Below are 18,881 nucleotides of genomic sequence, written 5' to 3'. Positions count from 1 at the left end.
CTTGTGCTAGGTTTGGTGTATGAGACGACTGATCCTGGCCCTAACCCTCTGTTCAAGCCCTGCAATGGCCGATTACGTCGGCCCCGATGGCAAGACCCGCGATTGCTATTGCACCGATAAATCCGGCAGCCGCATCGAGCTGGGCGAGATGATCTGCCTACAGGTCGACGGCCGCATGTTCATGGCCCAATGCCAGATGTCGCTGAACGTGCCCATGTGGCGCGAGGTGCAAGAGGGGTGCTTGTCGTCAGGGTTGCAGCAAAGCAAGCCAGTGGGTGACCCGCTGTCGATTGACGCCGAAATCTTTCCGACCAAATCTTGAGCGCGCATAGATGCGCAGCTTATCCCCGTCATGCTGCACGGTCGTGTAGTCGGGAAACCCGAATACCCTGGAACGGATGACATAGGTTATCATTCCCTCTTCGATCGAACCTGCCAGCACCGTCGTGCGCGGCGTCGAGCGGGCAATATGATCGAGTTGCTCCAGCCCTCCCGGGGCTGCCTCAACGACCCGCACTACGCCGTTCCTAAAATCTCGATCCACGCCTTCGGGGGCAACATGCCAGCGCGTTGGGTCAGACGGCGCAAGACGAACATATGCGCCCATCGCAATGCCCACCGAAATCAACAGCCAAAGCACCATTTTCATCTGCCCTTCGATCCCTTTGCGCAAAGCCTACCCAGTCCGAGGGCGACCAACACCCCTATCGTGGCGTCACCCCGGCAGGATGCACAGCAGCTCGAACAGAAGGTTCGCCGCAGTCAACGCGGTATTGCCTGACGGATCATAGGGCGGAGATACCTCTACCAGATCACAGCCCACCACGTTCATACCCGCCAGCGCATGGATCAGCTGCAGCGCCTGTGGCGTGGTCAGACCCGCAATCTCGGGCGTACCGGTTCCCGGTGCAAAAGCCGGGTCGAGGCTGTCGATGTCATAGGTGATATAAACCGGATGATCGTCGACCGTCTTGCGGATCAGTGAGCCGATCTCGGTCAGGTTCTGCTGCCATAGCTCCCATGCCGGGTATTGGCGGAACCCCCAACCTTGCGCCTCGGTAAAGTCGCTGGCCGCGTAGCCCGAGCCGCGAATGCCGATCTGGAAGGTCTTGTCGGGCACGATCAACCCTTCCTCATAGGCGCGACGGAAGACTGTTCCGTGGGTTTCTTTCTCGCCAAACATCTCGTCATTCACGTCCGCATGAGCGTCCACATGCACCAAAGCCACTGGCCCGTGCTTGGCTGCCATTGCCCGCAGAATCGGCAAGGTGATCGAGTGATCTCCGCCCATCGCCACCGGGATGACACCCTGCCCCAGTATACCGTCATAGCTGTCTTTGATGATCTTGAGACTGTCGGCCAGCGAGAACGTATTGATCGCCAGATCCCCGATATCTGCGATCTGCAGATGGTCAAACGGCGCCGCGCCATTGGACATATTATAGGGCCGGATCATCGCGCTCTCGCTGCGGATCTGCTTGGGTCCAAACCGCGTGCCCGACCGCCACGAGGTGCCGATATCCATCGGAACGCCTAGCACAGCCACATCCAGCCCCTCCAGCGAAGACGCCTGCGGTAAGCGCATGAAGGTATTCGGGCCAGAAAACCGCGCCAGATCATTGCCGCCAATCGGTTGGTTGAATTCGGTCATATGATGTCTCCGATCCGGTGCCTCACCAAGCAGATACCGGGATTATGCCTAACCAAAGGTTAAGGCTTCACAAGCTTGTTCCACCCCAGCAGACAAATGATCTGCGTCGCCACATGCGCCCCCGCAATCGCCGTCGCACCAGAGGTGTCGAATGGCGGAGACACCTCGACCACATCGCCACCTTTGATATTGATCCCGGCAATGTCGCGCAGGATGATTTGCGCCTGGATCGAGGTCAGACCGCCCCAGACTGGCGTCCCGGTTCCGGGCGCAAAGGCCGGGTCCAGACCATCGATATCAAAGCTCAAGTAAACGGGGCTATCGCCCAGAATGTCTTTGATCTTCTGCGCAACGGCGGCGGGGCCGGATTCGTAAACCTCGCGCGCGTCGATGATGTTGACGCCCAGCGTATCCTCGTTGGTGGTGCGAATGCCCACCTGAACCGAGCGTTTCGGATCAACCAGCCCCGATTTCACCGCCTTGTAGAACATCGTGCCGTGGTCCACGCGGGACATGTCATCATCGGCCCAGGTATCCGTATGCGCATCGAATTGCAGCAGCGACATGGGCCCAAATTTCTCGGCATAGGCCTTGAGGATCGGGAAGCTGATATAGTGATCCCCGCCCAACGTGACCGAGGCCACATTTGCCGCCAAAATGGTACGTATGTGATCAGTCAGCGTGTCGGGAAAGGCCGGGATATTGGCATAGTCATAGGCCATATCCCCATAATCTACGATCGCCAGCTCGCTGAGTGCATCAAAGGGCCAGCCATAGGGCGCATCCGGCGACTGCAGTGAACTGGCCTCACGGATGGCACGCGGCCCCAGACGAGTACCGGGGCGGTTGGTCACCGCCTGATCGAAGGGCACTCCAGTCACCGCGATATCAACGCCCGCAAGGTCCTTGGTATAGAGCCGCCGCAGGAACGACGTGGCGCCGCCGAATGTGTTCTCATAGGACAGCCCCTTGAGATCGGGGTTGGTGAACGCCTCGTCCACCTGGTTCTTTGCGTCTTCCAGAGCCATGTCTATTCCTTATCAGCTCACGGGCTGCGCCGTTTCGACGAGCCGTGCGAAGAACGATGCCCCCACCGGCGCGATCTCATCATTGAAGTTGTATTTCGGATGATGCAGCCCCGCGCCCTCGCCCTGACCAAGGAACAGATATGCGCCCGGGCGCGCCTGCAGCATGTAGGAAAAATCCTCGGCCCCCATCTCGCGCCCCGCATTAGCCTTTACGCGTTCCGCGCCCGACACATCCCGCGCCACCTCTGCGGCGAATGCGGCCTTGTCTGCGTCATTGATCGTGGCGGGATAGCCCACCTGATAGTCCAGCGTCGCCTCAACCCCGTATGAGGCCGCCTGCCCCGCCACGATCTGTTCCATCCGTTCCATCACCATCTTCTGCACGGTCGGATCAAAGGTGCGCACGGTGCCGTTCAGATAAGCAGTATCGGGGATGACGTTGTTCACCGTTCCGGTGTGAATCTGCGTCACCGACACCACCAGATCGTCCAGCGCATAGTGGTTGCGGCTGACAATGGTCTGAATCGCCTGCGCCATTCCGCAAGCCGCCATCACCGGGTCTTTGGTTTCATGCGGCATGGCCCCGTGACCGCCGACGCCCTGGATGTGGATCTCGAACGTGTCCACTGCTGCCATCAGCGGCCCCGGCGTGGTTTCAAACAGGCCCTCGGGCCGGCCCGGCGTGTTATGGATGCCATAGACCTGAGAGATGTCGAACCGCTCCATGATGCCTTCTTCCACCATCACGCCCGCGCCACCGCCCTCTTCCTCGGCAGGCTGAAAGATCAGCGCAACCCGGCCCGCGAAGTTCCGCGTCTCGGCCAGATAGCGCGCCGCACCCAGCAACATCGTGGTGTGCCCGTCATGCCCGCATGCATGCATCATGCCGGGATTCTTCGAGGCATATTCGACACCGGTCTCTTCGGTAATCGGCAAAGCATCCATATCGGCGCGCAATCCGATGGTCGGGCCCTCACCCTGCCCATTGATGATCGCGACCATCCCGGTCTTGGCGATCCCCTCATGCAGCTCATCCACCCCGAACTCGCGCAGACGATCCGCCACAAATGCGGCGGTCTCATAACATTCGAACTCCAATTCGGGGATCGTGTGCAAGTGCTGGCGCCATTGGGCCATATCAGCGGCGTAATCGGCAATTCGGTTGACGACGGGCATCTGGGGTGGACTCCTGATCCTGACTGCGGGATGGATGCATCTGACACCGGAACGAAAGGGTTCGCAATGGCCGAAAATCCTCTGATCCACGACACGGACGCGGGTATCGAGCGTTTGCTGGAAATCATGCGCCGCCTGCGCGACCCGCAAACCGGCTGCCCGTGGGACATCGAACAGGATTTTTCCACCATCGCGCCCTACACGATTGAGGAAGCCTATGAGGTCGCCGACGCCATCGAACGCGAGGCCTACGACGAGCTGAAAGGAGAACTGGGCGACCTGCTGTTCCAATCCGTCTTCCACGCGCAAATGGCTGAAGAGGCTGGGCATTTCACCTTCCAAGACGTGGTGCGCACCATGTCGGACAAGATGGTTACCCGTCACCCACATGTCTTCGGTGATGAGTCCCGAGACAAGTCGGCGGATCAACAGACGCTGGATTGGGAAACCATCAAAGCCGCTGAACGCGCGGGCAAGGAACAGAAAGGGGCGCTGGACGGGGTTGCCGCCAACCTGCCCGCCCTGCTACGTGCCCACAAGCTGCAGAAACGCGCCGCCCGTGTCGGGTTCGACTGGCCCGATGCCAGCCATGTCCTCGCCAAGATCACCGAAGAGGCCGCCGAACTGGAAGAAGCGCGCGACAGCATGGATGCCGACGCGCTCGAGGATGAATTCGGCGATCTGCTGTTCGTGATCGTCAACCTCGGCCGGCACTTAGGCATCGAACCCGAGGCCGCCCTGCGCCGCACCAACGCCAAGTTCACCCGCCGTTTTGAGAAGGTCGAAGCGCGACTGGCCGAACGTGGCAGAACGCCTACGCAAAGCGACCTGGCCGAGATGGACGCGCTGTGGGATGAGGTGAAAATCGAAGAACACCGCGCCAACGGCAAACTCCCGCCGGTGGATGCTCCGGCGGACGTGTAAATCTGGTAGACAAGTCCCGCGACACTTGCGAGTGTCCGATCTTCACGCCCCCCGGAGACCACCATGCCCCGCAAGATCATCATCGACACCGATCCCGGTCAGGACGACGCAGTCGCCATTCTTCTGGCGCTGGCCAGCCCCGAAGAGATCGAGGTTCTGGGCATCACTGCCGTCGCTGGAAACGTGCCGCTGGAACTGACCGCCAAGAATGCGCGCATCGTCTGCGAACTGGCCGGCCATACCGATATACCTGTCTATGCCGGGTGCGACCGACCCCTGAAACGCCCGCTTGTCACGGCCGAACATGTTCACGGCAAAACCGGTCTCGACGGCCCTGTTCTGCCCGATCCCGAAATGCCTCTGGCCGAAGGCCATGCGGTCGATTTCATCATCGAAACTCTGCGCGCGCATGAGCCCGGCACAGTAACGCTCTGCCCGCTGGGGCCGCTGACCAACATCGCCACCGCTTTCCAGAAAGCCCCTGACATCATCGATCGGGTGCAGGAAATCGTGCTGATGGGCGGGGCCTATTTCGAGGTCGGTAACATCACTCCAGCGGCCGAATTCAACATCTACGTCGATCCGGAAGCCGCTGATATCGTGTTTAAATCTGGCATCCACATCGTGGTGATGCCGCTGGACGTCACCCATGATGCGCTGGTCACGCCCCATCGCAACGATGCGTTCCGGGCATTGGACAGCAAGGTTGGTCATGCGGTGGCCGAGATGACCGATTTCTTCGAGCGTTTCGACAAAGAAAAGTACGGGTCCGAAGGTGCGCCGCTGCACGATCCCTGCGTCACCGCCTATCTGATCCGCCCCGAGCTGTTCTCGGGTCGCCACATCAATGTTGAAATCGAAACCCAGTCAGAATTGACATTGGGTATGACAGTGGCCGACTGGTGGCGGGTCACCGACCGCGCACCAAACGCCATGTTCATGGGCGACGTGGACGCCCAGGGTTTCTTCGACCTGCTCACAGAAAGGCTGGCCCGTCTATGACCGCCGCACTCCGCCTCGCCCGCCCCGACGATCTGGACCGCCTGATGGCGCTGGTCGCGGCGTTTCATTCGGAATCCGGCATCGCGCAGGACGATGCGCATAGGCGCGACGCGCTGGCCCCGCTGTTGGACGGCATACCGCATGGGTGCGTGTATCTGATCGGGCCGGGCCGCGCGCCGCTGGGCTATGTTGTCCTCACCTTCGGCTGGTCGGTCGAGTTCGGCGGCATGGACGCCTTCGTGGACGAAATCTACATCCGCCCCGCCGTCCGTGGCCGCGGTATCGCAACCGAAGTGCTGCACGATCTCCCCAAAGCGCTGGCCGAGGCCGGGCTGACCGCCCTGCATCTTGAAGTCGACCGCACCAACGAGACCGCGCAGAAACTCTATCTGCGATCAGGCTTCAAACCGCGCGAACGCTATATGTTGATGAGCAAAACGCTTTAGCGCGACTCACCCCGGAAAATCAGCCCTGGATTGTACATTTCCTGTACCGGATCGTCCTGCGAGACCTCCGCGCCCGTGATCGGATAGGTTCCCGGCTCGGAACATGCGGCCAGAAATCCGGCAGAAACCAATGAAATCACAAGAAAAACCTTCGAAGCAGACATCTTGCCCCCCTTTCTGCAATGCAGGCAGACTACCGTGCCTTACCCCACGGCAATAGGAACAAGTTCACACATAATGATTTTTATGTAGGTATTATACGTCGGTCAGAGGCAGTTTTTCTTGAACGTCCGCTCCATGGTCTTGAACTGACGCTGCACGCGTTTGGGCTCAGGCAGCGCCTCCAACTGCGCGGTCACGTTCTCGCCAGTATACCAGGATTGGAACAAAAGCGCCTTGATATCATCGTCCAGAACCGTGTCGGCGACGTTATAGGTGCACAGGCATTCCTCCATCGTGATCTGCCCGCTGGGATCGCCCTCCACCATCTTCTGGCACACCGCTTCGGGCGGACGTTCGGCCAACGCGATCTGAGGCAGGATCAACAGCGCCGCTGCGCCAGTGATGTGTTTGAATGTGGTCATAAGACGTCCTCTCCCATCAGTCACGGCACTGTGACCTCTGATGCTCAGCTTAGACAGATCGAGGATTACGCAAAGAAAAAAATGGCCCCGGCGCGGAAGCCGGGGCCTGATCTGGTTCAAAAAGGTGCGGTGCGCTCAGCGCTTCAGGATCGACGCGCCCGCATATTCCGCGACCTCACCCAGCGATTCCTCGATACGGATCAGCTGGTTATACTTGGCCAACCGGTCCGACCGCGCCAGCGAGCCGGTTTTGATCTGACCGCAGTTCGTCGCCACGGCCAGATCGGCGATGGTGGCATCCTCGGTCTCGCCCGAGCGGTGCGACATCACGTTGGTATACCGCGCGCGGTGCGCCATATCGACGGCACGCAGCGTCTCGGTCAGCGATCCGATCTGGTTCACCTTGACCAGCATCGAGTTGGCGCATCCCCGGTCAATACCTTCGGCCAGACGCTCGGGGTTGGTCACAAACAGGTCGTCGCCAACCAGTTGCACCTCATTGCCAAGGGCGTCGGTCAGCGCTTTCCAGCCGTCCCAATCATCCTCGGACATGCCGTCTTCGATCGAGATGATCGGGTAGTCTGCAACCAGAGCCGCCAGATAAGCCGCGTTCTCTTCCGAGGTCAGGGTCTTGCCCTCACCCGACAGGACATACTTGCCGTCCTTGTAGTATTCGGTCGCCGCACAATCCAAGGCCAGGTGGATTTCTTCGCCCGGCTTGTAGCCCGCCTTTTCGATGGACTTCAGAATGAAATCCAACGCTTCGCGGGTCGATGCGATGTTGGGCGCAAATCCGCCCTCGTCACCCACACCGGTGGCCAGACCAGCCGCCGAAAGCTCTTTCTTCAGCGTGTGAAACACCTCGGACCCCATGCGCACAGCTTCGCGGATATTCGCAGCCGAGGTTGGCATGATCATGAATTCCTGAATGTCGATCGGGTTGTCCGCGTGCTCACCGCCGTTGATGATATTCATCATCGGCACCGGCAAAATGCGCGCCGAGGTGCCGCCGACATAGCGGTACAGAGGCTGCGTGGTGAAATCCGCTGCCGCCTTCGCGGTCGCCAGCGAGACGCCCAGAATGGCATTTGCGCCCAGACGACCCTTGTTCTCGGTGCCATCCAGCTCGATCATCGCTTGGTCGATAGCCACCTGCTCGGTTGCGTCAAAGCCCACCAGTTCCTCGGCGATCTCGCCGTTCACGGCAGCAACCGCTTCCAGCACGCCCTTGCCCATATAGCGCGCCTTGTCGCCGTCGCGCTTCTCGACCGCCTCATAGGCGCCGGTCGACGCACCCGAGGGCACAGCGGCGCGACCCATGGTGCCGTCTTCCAGAATCACATCAACCTCAACCGTCGGGTTGCCCCGGCTGTCCAGGATTTCGCGTGCGTGGATGTCGATGATGGTGCTCATGAGGCCCGTCCCTGTGGCTGCAATCAGTTGCACGCCTCATAACAGCAACCGGCGAAAAGTAAACCGGTCACGTTATCGCTAACACGTATATTTTCCTGCCTTTAGGGCTAACAGTTTTCTGTTTGCGCCAACACTGATCAGGCCGGAACCATCTCGCGCGCAAGACGGCGTTCGCGAACAAAGGTGTAAAGACCCGACCCGATGATCAACGTGGCCCCCGCCAGAGTCATCGCATCAGGCCGCTCGTTGAACATCAGCACGCCCGCGATCATCGAGAACACAAGGCGCATATAGCGGAACGGCATCATGGCCGAAGCCTCGCCCACCCGCATCGCCGCCACGATGCCGTAATAACCCAACATGCTGAACACCACAGCGGCCAGATAAGGCCCGACCTGCGCCGCCTGGACCGGGGCATAGGACTGCCCGGTAGACAGCATCAACACAAGCCCGGCCAGTGTCGCGGCGATATAGGCTTGCATCGCAACAACGGTGGACGCGATCCGCGCATCCAGCCTGCGCGTGATCAGGTCGCGCGCGGCGATAAAGACGACGGTCGCAACGACCAGCAGCGTTTCCGGCTGGAACCCCTCTAGCCCCGGACGGATGATCATCAAAACACCGACAAAGCCGACACCAATCGCACTCCACCGCCGCCAGCCGACCTTTTCGCCCAGAAACAAGGCAGCGCCCATGGTCACGACCAGCGGCAAGGCCTGAAACACCGCCGCAACCGTAGACAGATCGATCAACGACAGCGCGGTCACGAACAGCACCGCACCCACCCCCTCGGACGCGGCGCGGGCAATTGGCAAAAGCTTCCATGCAGCCGGATCGAAGATCCGTCTGCGCGTCGCCACTGACAACAACGCAAAGGCCAGGCCGCAGACAACGCCCAGCGCAATCAGGATTTGCCCGGTCGGCACAGTGACCGACAGGTACTTGATGAACATATCCTCGATCGCAAAGGCTGCCATCGATCCGACAAGCAGCAGGATGCCGTTTATGTTATTCATGCGCGTTTCCATCAGAGAAGGCCGGGAACCGTGGGGCCCTTGCCGCAGCAAAACCGGATTGACTGCGACCTCGCAAGTCGAATTGCGACCTGTTTGATGATTTCCCGTGTGTCGACCTATCGCATTTCGTGATGGGTCAGTCCTTGTCCAACGGTACCCCGTACAGCTCAAGCCGGTGGCCCTTCAGCCTGTAACCCAGCTTGGCCGCAATCTTTTCCTGCAAGGCCTCGATCTCGGGATCGACAAATTCGATCACTTCGCCCGACTGCATATCGATCAGATGATCATGGTGATCACGCTCGGCATCCTCATAGCGCGCGCGGCCATCGCCGAACTCCAAACGCTCCAGAATCCCGGCCTCTTCGAACAGCTTCACGGTGCGATAGACGGTGGCGATCGAGATCCCCGCATCCTCAGCCGAGGCGCGGGCATAGAGCTCCTCGACATCCGGGTGATCTTCGCTCTGTTGCAATACCTGGGCAATGATCCGGCGCTGACCGGTCATGCGCAGGCCTTTGGCCTCGCAACGGGCGATAATCGTATCGGACATGGTGACCCCCGGAACTGTTCGGACTTCTGTCTTAATATGTCCGCGCGCGCTGCGCCACCGACGATTTTGCGCTAGGCCGCGCGGCGCAGGTCTGCCCAGACCGGCAAATGGTCCGAGGCGATATGCGCCGGTCGCGCGTCATGCACCCCGTGCAGAGTGGCCTCAAGCCCTTGCCCAAGCGCGATTCTGTCCAGCGCGCCCAACGGTTGCGCCGCAGGAAAGCTGGGCACCGGAGGTAGGAACTGCATGTCCGGGGCCAGATGATCCAACACGGGTTGGCGCGACCATTCGTTGAAATCTCCGGCCCAGACCGTGGGCATCTCGTCCAGATCAGAATCACATCGCCGGATATGGGTGATCTGCTGACGGCGCGACGCGGGCAACAACCCCAGATGCATCCCCATCACACGTAATGGGCCGATCTGCGTATCAAACTCCACCCGCACGGCCCCCCGGGGCTCCAGCCCCGGCAACTCATGATGCCCGGTCTGCCGAACCGTAATCGCATCCCCGCGCCAGATCACCGCGTTGCCATGCCAGCCCAGACTGCCCGCGCCGCCCAGATCGACGATCTGCCAACCCGCCTCATCCAGCATGAAATGCGGCAGGGCGGCCGGGCGCGGAGGCAGCCTCTTGTCCGCCTCCTGCAGCACCACGATATCGGCCTGCATGCTGTCGATGACCTGCATGATCCGCTGCGGCTGCCGCCGGAAATCGAGGCCCAGGCATTTCTGGATATTGTAGCTCGCAAGGCGCAGGGTCTGGGTCATAAGTATCCGAAATCCGTTTGGACCTTAGATTGCCATGAAACCCGGCAATCGCAAGTCGAAGCCGCAAAAACTGTCTTATGGTTCTCGCCTGCATTCACCACCTTAAGCATTCTGCGCAAAAAGCTTGCACTCACCGTAGACAGCTTTAATGCCTGATTATCTTGCGAGACAAAGGACCCGAGCCAACATGGTTTCCACCGAAGCCCCCGGACGCGATTTGACCAAGGCAAGCATCGTCCTCGTGATCGGAGGGATGATGTGGGGCCTCTACTGGATCCCCGTGCGGTTCTTTCTGGACCTCGGGCTCACCGGCCCGTGGCCGGGGATTGCGATGTACAGCGTTGCCTTGCTGGGTCTGATCCCGCTGATCTGGCGCGAACGTCGTCAATTGGCCCTGCAGTGGCGCGGGCTGCTGCTCAGCGGCGTGTTCACCGGTGCCGCATTCAGCCTGTACTCCATCAGCCTCGTCTATACCGATGTCGTGCGCTCAATCCTGCTGTTTTACCTGACACCGATCTGGAGCACACTTCTGGGGCTGCTCTTTCTCGGAGAACGCCTCAGCTGGCAGCGGTTTTTTGGCCTTGTCTTCGGTATGGTCGGTTTGTTCATCGTTCTGGGCGACAGTGGCATTGTGCCTTGGCCCAGCAATATCGGTGACTGGCTCGCCCTGGCTTCGGGTATCTGCTGGGCACTGGGAACCATGGGCCTGTACCGGACCGTGCAAGTGTCGGCTTTCGGGCAGGTCTTCGCCTTTGTTCTGGGCGCCATAATCCTGTCTCTGATCAGCCTGGTGTTTCTGGAAGCCCCCATACTGCCTGCCATCGCGCCGGAAGACACCCTTTGGGTGCTGCAACTTGTCCTGCTGTCCGTGTTCTACACCCTGCCGATGGTCTACATGACCATCTGGCCCGCCACAAAACTCTCGCCCGGTCGCGTCGGATTGCTGTTGATGAGCGAGGTCGTCGTCGGCCTCGCATCAGCAGCGGCGTTCGCGGGCGAACCCTTCGGATTGCGCGAATTGTTGGGCGCTGTGCTGATCGTCAGCGCCGCAGTGCTCGAAATCGTGCGGAAATAAATCTGGATCAGGTCCCGCAGAACGTGGCATGCACCACTTCACTCTCAGCCGGTGGGCGTTTCAGGTCACTGGCTTCCGGTTGATCCTCATAAGGCCGTGACAGCACATCATTCAGCCGCTGGAACAGGGCGTAGTCCCCCTGCACCGCCGCCTGGATCATCTGCTCGACCCGGTGATTGCGGGGAATGAACGCCGGGTTCGCCGCAACCATCACCTCCGCCGGAGCCTCTTCGCGTTGCACCCGCACCTGCCACCCCTCGGCCCATTGATCATAAGCCGCCGGATCGGTGAACTGGTCTCGCGCGCGCTCCCCACCCAGCGCCCGGAATGTATTGGTGAAATCAGCGCTGTTCTGCGCCATCCGGGTCAGCAGGTCCGAGATCATCTCAAGATCGCCCTCTTCAGCCCGGGTAAGCCCGATCTTGGCCCGGAACCGCTGCAGCCAGTGCTCCTGCATCAGATCGGGCATGGCATGCACGATCTCGGTCGCCTCCTCGACAGCAGCCTCCTTATCCTCATACTGCTGGATCAATGCGGTCGCTAGCTGCGCCAGATTCCACACCGCAATCTCGGGCTGGTTGGAATAGGCATAGCGCCCCATCCGATCAATCGAGCTGTAGACCGTGTTCGGATGATAGCTGTCCATGAAGGCACACGGCCCATAATCGATGGTCTCACCCGCGATCGAGCAATTGTCCGTATTCATCACCCCGTGAATGAAGCCAACGTTCATCCACTGCGCTATCAACCGCGCCTGCGCATCGCGCACGGCGCGCAACAGACCCATCGGCCCTTCAGCCTCGGGATAGTGCCGCTTGATCGCATATTCCGTCAGCCGCTTCAGGCTCTCCAACTGCCCGCGCGCGGCAAAAACCTGAAACGTGCCCACCCGCAGATGGCTCTGCGCCACCCGCGTCAGAACCGCACCCGGCATCGGCCCCTCGCGCAGCACGATCTCTCCGGTCTCCACCGCAGCCAATGCCCGCGTGGTTGGAATGCCCAGCGCATGCATCGCCTCAGAGACCACATATTCCCGCAACACCGGCCCAAGCCAGGCCCGTCCGTCGCCCTGCCGCGAAAAAGGCGTGGGGCCAGACCCCTTCAGCTGAATATCGCGGCGGACACCGTCCTCACCGACCGTCTCCCCCAACAGCACGGCCCGGCCATCCCCCAGCTGAGGATTGTAGGACCCGAACTGATGCCCGGAATACAGCTGCGCCAGCGGCTGTGCCCCCTCGGGCACGGTGTTGCCCGCAAAGGCCTCCGCCATCTCCTCGACCTCGCCCGGCGAAATCCTCAGCAACCGCGCCAGATCAGCGTTGAATGCTACCAGTCGCGGCGCGCGCACCGGAACCGGAGCCTGCCGAGCATAAAACGCATCGGGCAGACGGGCATAGCTGTTGTCGAAAGGGATCGTCAGTGTCATGCGGCAAACATATGCTGTGCGGACGCAAATGCCATAGCGGATCGCACCCGCCCGTGCATAATCGCACCAACCCCACGAAGGATTGCCATGACCGCGCAAGACATCATCGACCGCCTCAAACTGCAACGCCACCCCGAGGGCGGCTGGTTCCGCGAAACCTGGCGCGCCGATAACGCAGGCCGCGCCACCGGCACCTGCATCTACTTCCTGCTGGCCGAGGGCGAAAGCAGCCACTGGCACCGCGTCGACGCGACCGAGATCTGGCTCTACCACGCAGGCGCCCCACTGATCCTGTCGCTCAGCGCATCCGATGACGGCCCCGCGATCGATCACCTGCTGACCCCGGACCTGACCCAAGGCGTACCGCAACTGATCGTGCCCCAGAACCACTGGCAAGCCGCCCGCAGCACCGGCGACTACACGCTGGTCAGTTGTACCGTCTCTCCGGGCTTCGAGTTCGACGGCTTCACCCTCGCCGCCCCTGATTTCGATATCATCAGAGGCTGACCGGATGGACCACCGCAGCCTCATAGCGACCCTGCCGCCCGAGGTGAAAACCCAGCTGCAACAGCGCTCCAACAGCGCAGGCCTGATCCACCTCGCGCTCTACCTCGTGGCTCTCGGTCTCACCTCAACCGGCATCCTGCTGCAGGTCCCTCTCTGGCCGCTCTTGCTTCTCCCACAAGGCATATTGCTGGTCTTCCTCTTCACCCTCAGCCACGAATGTACCCACAAAACACCGTTCCGCACGGGCTGGATCAACGACGTGGTCGGCCACGTGGTCTCAATCCTTATCGCGTTGCCCTTCACATGGTTCCGCTACTTCCACCTGGCCCACCACAAATGGACCAATCACCCCGACAAAGACCCTGAACTCGCGGGAAAACCCCGCCCGGACAATTGGCCGAGCCTGCTGATCTATCTCAGCAGTGGGCCCTACTGGTCAGGCATGGCGCACACGCTGATCCAAAATGCTCTGGGCCGTGTCAGCGCCCCCTACCTGCCGCCCCGCCAGCACCGCGCCATAAGGGTCGAAGCACGACTACTTCTCACCCTCTACCTCCTCGCCGCGCTCAGCCTGTTCTTCACACCGGTACTTTTCTGGCTCTGGCTCTTGCCCGTTCTGATCGGCCAGCCTTTCCTGCGCCTCTACCTGCTTGCAGAACACGGCCTCTGCCCGCCTGTGGCGAATATGCTGGAAAACTCCCGCACCACCTTCACCAACCGCCTGATCCGGTTCATCGCCTGGAATATGCCCTACCACGCAGAACACCACGCCTTCCCAAACGTACCGTTCCACCAACTGCCAGCCTTCCACAACTGGACCCAGGCCCACCTGAAAACCACCTCAGACGGATACGCAGAATTCTCGATAGACTACACCCGAACCCTTAGGCGCTAAAACGCGTGTTTCGATGCCTTGGTGCAACCTAAACACAAAGCAATAGATCCGCTCTTCATCTGGCCAAAAATATCCCGGGGGAGTCGCACAGCGACGGGGGCAGAGCCCCCTACCCGCTCACCACAGCCCCGCGCGCCGGAGACGACACAACCCCGCCCCCCACAAGCGCGCTTACCCCAGTCGTTCCGGGGCACGAGGTCGGCATCCCGCGCGCGACACGTACTGCGAGATAGGCAAAAGCCTGCGCCTCCAGCATGTCGCCATCAAGACCCACCGCCTCGACCGGTTCCACCGGGCAATCCAGCGCAACCCGCAGCATCTCCATCAGCACCGGATTACGCCGTCCTCCGCCGGTGACCAACATCCGCGCGGGCGGTCTGGGACAATGCTCCATCCCCTGCACCACACCCGCTGCGCACATGCCGGTCAGTGTCGCCACCGCATCCGCATCGCTCAGTTCCTGCACCAATCCGATCATCTCGGCAAAGTCGTTGCGATCCAGAGATTTCGGCGGCATCCGGTTGAAAAACGGTTCAGCCAAAAACAGCTCCAACGCGCCGGTTTCCACCGTCCCCCCGCGCGCCAAGGCACCGTCCCGATCCATCGGCAACCCTAGCCGCGCCTGCATCAGATCATCGACCGGCGCATTCGCGGGTCCGGTATCAAATGCCAGTAGTGCCCCCGGCGCCTCCGGCCCATCGAACGAGGGGTCCACATAGGTCAGATTCCCCACCCCGCCCAAGTTCAGAAAACACAAGGGTTCCGTGGCGCCAATCCATTTGGCACAGGCGAAATGAAAGAATGGAGCCAGCGGTGCACCTTCGCCACCCAAAGCGACATCATCGCTGCGGAAATCCCAGACGACGGGCAGACCTAAAGCCTGCGACAGGCCCACACCATCGCCCACCTGCAACGTGCCGCGCCCGCGTGGCTCATGCGCCAGAGTTTGACCGTGAAAGCCGATCAGATCTACATCTTCGAACTCGGCCAAAGCCTCGGCATGAGCAAGGGTTACCAGTTCTCCGGCCGCCTCAACCTCGGGCCCGTGCCATTGCCCCAGCGCCGCCCGCAACGTGGCACGTTCCTCCTCGGAATACGCGCGATACCGGCTGTCGCCAAATCCGAAAATACGCTGCCCGTCGGTTTCAACCACCGCCGCATCCACGCCATCCAGCGAGGTTCCAGACATCGCCCCCAGCGCCCGGATCGGCCCTGTTTTCCCGTTGCTCCGGCTCACGCGTTTCTCCTGCTCAATCCAGCCCGCCTTCGGCCTGACCTCTGACAGCCACTCAACCAGACGATGCAATGGTCTCAACCTGCCCGCATCTCACCGAGGCTGACAAGACACCTTGTCACCAATCCCGCATTTTTCCCGGACCAGAGCGTCTTTCAGAGCACCCCAACTTTCCTGAGAACGCACCTTTCCCCGATCCGGTTTACCCAGTCGCCGGCGCCCCGCGACATCAGCCCCATTGGCACGACATATCCAAAACCTACCGCACACTTGGATAGTGCGCTTAGCGGTATCTTCGCATCGTCAACAATCGATTGATTTATGAACGGCAATCTAGTGCAAGATTGTCAGTGGAATCTGCCAATGCTCCTGACCGGCGCACCGGCTTTGACCCATTTAGTCGAGCTCATACTTGTTTTTATAGTCTTCTGACAGGGCCGGATCCTGATCATCTTTGCGCAGGATCGAATTCCCAACCACGAGCATATCCATGTCAGTTCCCATGAAGCATCGGAAGGCATCTTCCGGAGTGCACACGATCGGCTCACCGCGGACATTGAAAGATGTATTCACCACAACCGGGCAACCGGTCTTGTCCTTAAAAGCAGATATGACTTTGTGATACAGCGGGTTCGTATCCTCATGCACGGTTTGGATACGCGCCGAGTAATCGACATGCGTGATCGCCGGGATTTCCGAACGTTTCACGTTAAGCTTATCGATCCCGAACAGGTTCTGTTCGTCCTCGGTCATTTCGCGCCGCTTTTCCTCTCGTACGTGATCGACAAGCAGCATGTACGGGCTGTCATAGTCCAAATTGAACCAATCAGCCATGTCGTCGCGCAAGACAGAGGGGGCAAAGGGTCGGAAGCTCTCGCGGAATTTCACCTTTAGGTTCAGCGTCTTCTGCATCGAAGCCGAGCGCGGATCACCCAAAATGGAACGTCCACCAAGTGCGCGCGGCCCAAACTCCATCCTGCCGTTGAACCAACCAACCGCTTTTCCTTCGGCAAGGGCAGTCGCGGTTGTTTCAATCATCTCGCTTTCAGAAACTGTCGTGAAGTTTGCGCCGACCTTCGCGATGCGTTCCTCGATATTGCTTTGCGAGAAAACCGGGCCCAGGTAGCTGCCGCGCATGCCGTCGCGACCCGATGCAACCTTGCGTTCGTGTCCAAGTTCCTGATGCCAGGCCGCATAGGCTGCTCCCAGCGCCCCGCCTGCATCTCCTGCAGCGGGTTGTATCCAGACATCCTTGAATGCCCCATCGCGAAGGATTTTGCCGTTCGCCACGCAGTTCAGGGCAACACCACCCGCCATGCAGAGATTTGGGATGTCGTACTCTTTGGCAAGACTACGAGTCATCGTCATGACAATCTCTTCGGTCACCGCCTGAACTGACGCCGCCATATCCATGTGAAACTGGTCCAGCAGATCTTCTTCAGGTTTGCGAACGGGTCGTCCGAACAGCTGAGAGAATTTCTCATTGGTCATGGTCAGACCAGTGGCGTAGTTAAAGTACTCCTGGTTCAAACGAAAAGACCCGTCAGGTTTCAGATCGATCAGCTTATCAAGCATCAGGTCTTTGAACCGCGGCTCGCCATAAGGAGCCAACCCCATGACCTTGTATTCGCCCGAGTTCACCCGAAAGCCCGTGTAGTAAGTCACGGCAGAGTAAAGCAGCCCGAGCGAATGGGGAAAGTGTATCTCTTTCACCATTTCCAGATCTTTACCGCGCCCGATTGCCACGGTGGTCGTCGCCCACTCGCCAACACCGTCCAACGTCAGGACAACGGCCTCTTCAAAAGGCGATGGATAAAAGGCCGAGGCCGCGTGGCTCATGTGATGCTCGGCAAAGAGCAGACGATTGCGAAACGTCTTTTTGGTGCCCTTCTCAATCTTGTTCAGTTCCTTCAGCATCAGATCTTTCTGAAAGAGCTTTTCCTTGATCCAGACCGGTATCGCGAGGTGGAAACTTTTGAAGCCGCGCGGTGCGTTGGCGACATAAGTCTCAAGCAGACGTTCAAACTTCAGGAAAGGCTTGTCGTAGAACGCCAGATGATCGACATCGGACAAGGACATTCCCGCCTCTTCAAGCACATAGGCGATGGCCTCATGCGGAAATCCGGCATCGTGTTTCTTGCGCGTAAATCGCTCTTCCTGCGCTGCCGCTACAACTTCACCGTCCACGAGAATGGCCGCCGCGCTATCATGATAGAAAGCCGAAACACCAAGTATCGCCGTCATGACGCTCTACCCTTCCAAAGGTTAATAGTCTGGTAAACCATTCCGCCAGTCTTCTCACCCAAAAGGCGATTTAGAAGATTGTATAGATGAACGGAGCAATCGCGGAACCCTGGGTCAGAACGATCAGACCGCCCAAAAGCACCATCATCAAGAGAATGGGCAACAGCCAAAACTTCTTTCGGACCTTCATGAATTCCCAAAGCTCGGCGACAAAAGACATAGGTAAACTCCGCTAAATACTAAAATTGCTTGCGCATAGAATCCGATGAAGACGCTTCGCGCACGATCCAATAGCTGTCCGCATCACCGTCAAATTTCTGCTTCAACGGATCTGGATTCTTCAGACGACGGATCAGGCCAATCGGCGTGACAGTCACGAAAAAAATAATGCCCATCACGATCGGTGAGACGATCATGCTCAGCAGCATTCCGAACTTGAACCAGATCTTATTGAGGGGCTTCAGAAGGGGCTGCGCGAAAAAGGCAGCGGCCAGGAACACAGCTGCAATCGCAATAGCCCAAAGTCGAACCGGGTTCCCATGAATGACCCATGGCCACAATGCAATGATCATGAACACAGCCGCAAACACGAGACCGAAGCTGCGTTCAGAACCGATTTCTACTTCTGAATGGGATGCTATGTCTGACACGTACGACCCTTTCTTCAAATTGTGTCAAGGCCGACGATAGAAACGATCCAAGCCTGGAATGAAGCACTCGAAAAAAATAACACAGAACTCTAGTACAACAGCAGAGTGGATTCTTGCAAACAGTATCTATGAATGTGAAATCAACGTCTCCAAAGGCACGACAATCCCGAGCGATCTTGAAAATTGATCCAGAATCCTCCACCGCGACGATGACACTCTGACAGCAAAGGCCGCAACCTCTACTGCCTTGAATGCAAAAGCTCGATCAACACAAGCCGTGCCAATTCGTT

22 protein-coding genes are annotated in these 18,881 nt (G+C 59.4%); 7 read left to right on the top strand and 15 right to left on the bottom strand.

The genetic code is table 11. From position 1 onward, the window contains the following. Positions 1-19: 19 nt before the first annotated feature. A complete protein-coding gene (locus ACR0AZ_RS03900; protein ID WP_480469586.1) occupies positions 20-322 on the top strand; it encodes a hypothetical protein in 303 nt (100 codons plus the stop codon). Here the strand turns inward: ACR0AZ_RS03900 and ACR0AZ_RS03895 are convergent. From ACR0AZ_RS03895 to ACR0AZ_RS03880, 4 genes are all read right to left on the bottom strand, one after another. Then, a complete protein-coding gene (locus ACR0AZ_RS03895; protein ID WP_480469585.1) occupies positions 248-649 on the bottom strand; it encodes a DUF1499 domain-containing protein in 402 nt (133 codons plus the stop codon). The genes ACR0AZ_RS03900 and ACR0AZ_RS03895 overlap by 75 nt on opposite strands. A gap of 66 nt (positions 650-715) precedes the next feature. Next, entirely contained in the window at positions 716-1,651 is a 936-nt protein-coding gene (speB, locus tag ACR0AZ_RS03890) for an agmatinase (protein ID WP_480666808.1), read from the bottom strand. A gap of 59 nt (positions 1,652-1,710) precedes the next feature. Beyond that, positions 1,711-2,679: an agmatinase gene (gene speB / locus ACR0AZ_RS03885; RefSeq protein WP_480469583.1), complete on the bottom strand. Its 969-nt coding sequence runs from the start codon at positions 2,677-2,679 to the stop codon at positions 1,711-1,713. 12 nt (positions 2,680-2,691) lie between these two features. Then, complete coding sequence (locus ACR0AZ_RS03880; protein ID WP_480469582.1) at positions 2,692-3,855, bottom strand: M20 aminoacylase family protein; 1,164 nt, start codon at positions 3,853-3,855, stop codon at positions 2,692-2,694. 66 nt (positions 3,856-3,921) lie between these two features. Between ACR0AZ_RS03880 and mazG the strand changes: the two genes are divergently transcribed. From mazG to ACR0AZ_RS03865, 3 genes are all read left to right on the top strand, one after another. Beyond that, positions 3,922-4,779: a nucleoside triphosphate pyrophosphohydrolase gene (mazG, locus tag ACR0AZ_RS03875; RefSeq protein WP_480469581.1), complete on the top strand. Its 858-nt coding sequence runs from the start codon at positions 3,922-3,924 to the stop codon at positions 4,777-4,779. 63 nt (positions 4,780-4,842) lie between these two features. Then, on the top strand, positions 4,843-5,781 hold the full coding sequence (locus ACR0AZ_RS03870) for a nucleoside hydrolase (RefSeq protein WP_480469580.1): 939 nt from the start codon (positions 4,843-4,845) through the stop codon (positions 5,779-5,781). Further along, positions 5,778-6,227 (top strand): N-acetyltransferase family protein, encoded by a 450-nt coding sequence (locus tag ACR0AZ_RS03865; protein WP_480469579.1) that lies wholly within the window; start codon positions 5,778-5,780, stop codon positions 6,225-6,227. The genes ACR0AZ_RS03870 and ACR0AZ_RS03865 overlap by 4 nt, the downstream gene beginning before the upstream one ends. Here ACR0AZ_RS03865 and ACR0AZ_RS03860 read toward each other — a convergent pair. The 6 genes from ACR0AZ_RS03860 to ACR0AZ_RS03835 form a co-directional block, all read right to left on the bottom strand. Beyond that, positions 6,224-6,391 (bottom strand): hypothetical protein, encoded by a 168-nt coding sequence (locus ACR0AZ_RS03860; RefSeq protein ID WP_480469578.1) that lies wholly within the window; start codon positions 6,389-6,391, stop codon positions 6,224-6,226. The genes ACR0AZ_RS03865 and ACR0AZ_RS03860 overlap by 4 nt on opposite strands. A 102-nt stretch (positions 6,392-6,493) precedes the next feature. Continuing rightward, on the bottom strand, positions 6,494-6,811 hold the full coding sequence (locus ACR0AZ_RS03855) for a hypothetical protein (protein ID WP_480469577.1): 318 nt from the start codon (positions 6,809-6,811) through the stop codon (positions 6,494-6,496). A 135-nt stretch (positions 6,812-6,946) separates the two neighbouring features. Then, positions 6,947-8,224, bottom strand: a complete 1,278-nt coding sequence (gene eno, locus ACR0AZ_RS03850; RefSeq protein ID WP_480469576.1) for a phosphopyruvate hydratase — start codon at positions 8,222-8,224, stop codon at positions 6,947-6,949. A 137-nt stretch (positions 8,225-8,361) separates the two neighbouring features. Next, positions 8,362-9,240: a DMT family transporter gene (locus ACR0AZ_RS03845; RefSeq protein WP_480666807.1), complete on the bottom strand. Its 879-nt coding sequence runs from the start codon at positions 9,238-9,240 to the stop codon at positions 8,362-8,364. A gap of 136 nt (positions 9,241-9,376) precedes the next feature. Further along, positions 9,377-9,790 carry a Fur family transcriptional regulator gene (locus ACR0AZ_RS03840; protein ID WP_480469574.1) on the bottom strand — a complete coding sequence of 138 codons (414 nt, stop codon included), beginning with the start codon at positions 9,788-9,790 and terminating at the stop codon, positions 9,377-9,379. A gap of 71 nt (positions 9,791-9,861) precedes the next feature. Beyond that, a complete protein-coding gene (locus ACR0AZ_RS03835; RefSeq protein WP_480469573.1) occupies positions 9,862-10,560 on the bottom strand; it encodes an endonuclease/exonuclease/phosphatase family protein in 699 nt (232 codons plus the stop codon). A gap of 187 nt (positions 10,561-10,747) precedes the next feature. On the opposite strand from ACR0AZ_RS03835, the gene ACR0AZ_RS03830 reads away from it, so the two are divergent. Next, positions 10,748-11,635 (top strand): DMT family transporter, encoded by an 888-nt coding sequence (locus tag ACR0AZ_RS03830; RefSeq protein ID WP_480666806.1) that lies wholly within the window; start codon positions 10,748-10,750, stop codon positions 11,633-11,635. Positions 11,636-11,642: 7 nt separating this feature from the next. On the opposite strand, the gene ACR0AZ_RS03825 is transcribed toward ACR0AZ_RS03830, so the two are convergent. Next, positions 11,643-13,061, bottom strand: coding sequence for a protein adenylyltransferase SelO (locus ACR0AZ_RS03825; RefSeq protein ID WP_480666805.1), 1,419 nt, complete (start codon positions 13,059-13,061; stop codon positions 11,643-11,645). Between the two features lie 87 nt (positions 13,062-13,148). Here ACR0AZ_RS03825 and ACR0AZ_RS03820 point away from each other — a divergent pair, with 87 nt between their 5' ends. Together ACR0AZ_RS03820 and ACR0AZ_RS03815 are read left to right on the top strand one after the other, a co-directional pair. Further along, positions 13,149-13,568, top strand: coding sequence for a cupin domain-containing protein (locus tag ACR0AZ_RS03820; protein ID WP_480469570.1), 420 nt, complete (start codon positions 13,149-13,151; stop codon positions 13,566-13,568). A 4-nt stretch (positions 13,569-13,572) separates the two neighbouring features. Continuing rightward, positions 13,573-14,463, top strand: a complete 891-nt coding sequence (locus ACR0AZ_RS03815) for a fatty acid desaturase (RefSeq protein ID WP_480666804.1) — start codon at positions 13,573-13,575, stop codon at positions 14,461-14,463. 109 nt (positions 14,464-14,572) lie between these two features. On the opposite strand, the gene ACR0AZ_RS03810 is transcribed toward ACR0AZ_RS03815, so the two are convergent. From ACR0AZ_RS03810 to ACR0AZ_RS03795, 4 genes are all read right to left on the bottom strand, one after another. Next, the gene (locus ACR0AZ_RS03810) at positions 14,573-15,700 is read right to left on the bottom strand and encodes an anhydro-N-acetylmuramic acid kinase (RefSeq protein WP_480469568.1); all 1,128 of its coding nucleotides are present in this window, start codon (positions 15,698-15,700) and stop codon (positions 14,573-14,575) included. 393 nt (positions 15,701-16,093) lie between these two features. Continuing rightward, on the bottom strand, positions 16,094-17,941 hold the full coding sequence (locus tag ACR0AZ_RS03805; RefSeq protein ID WP_480666803.1) for a carbamoyltransferase family protein: 1,848 nt from the start codon (positions 17,939-17,941) through the stop codon (positions 16,094-16,096). A gap of 70 nt (positions 17,942-18,011) precedes the next feature. Continuing rightward, positions 18,012-18,161 carry a DUF5989 family protein gene (locus ACR0AZ_RS03800; protein ID WP_480469566.1) on the bottom strand — a complete coding sequence of 50 codons (150 nt, stop codon included), beginning with the start codon at positions 18,159-18,161 and terminating at the stop codon, positions 18,012-18,014. A 19-nt stretch (positions 18,162-18,180) separates the two neighbouring features. Next, positions 18,181-18,591, bottom strand: a complete 411-nt coding sequence (locus ACR0AZ_RS03795; RefSeq protein ID WP_480657422.1) for an SxtJ family membrane protein — start codon at positions 18,589-18,591, stop codon at positions 18,181-18,183. Positions 18,592-18,881 lie beyond the last annotated feature (290 nt).

It is taken from the genome of Ruegeria sp. BE3, from assembly GCF_056538865.1.
This window is presented reverse-complemented; position numbering and strand designations above follow the sequence as displayed.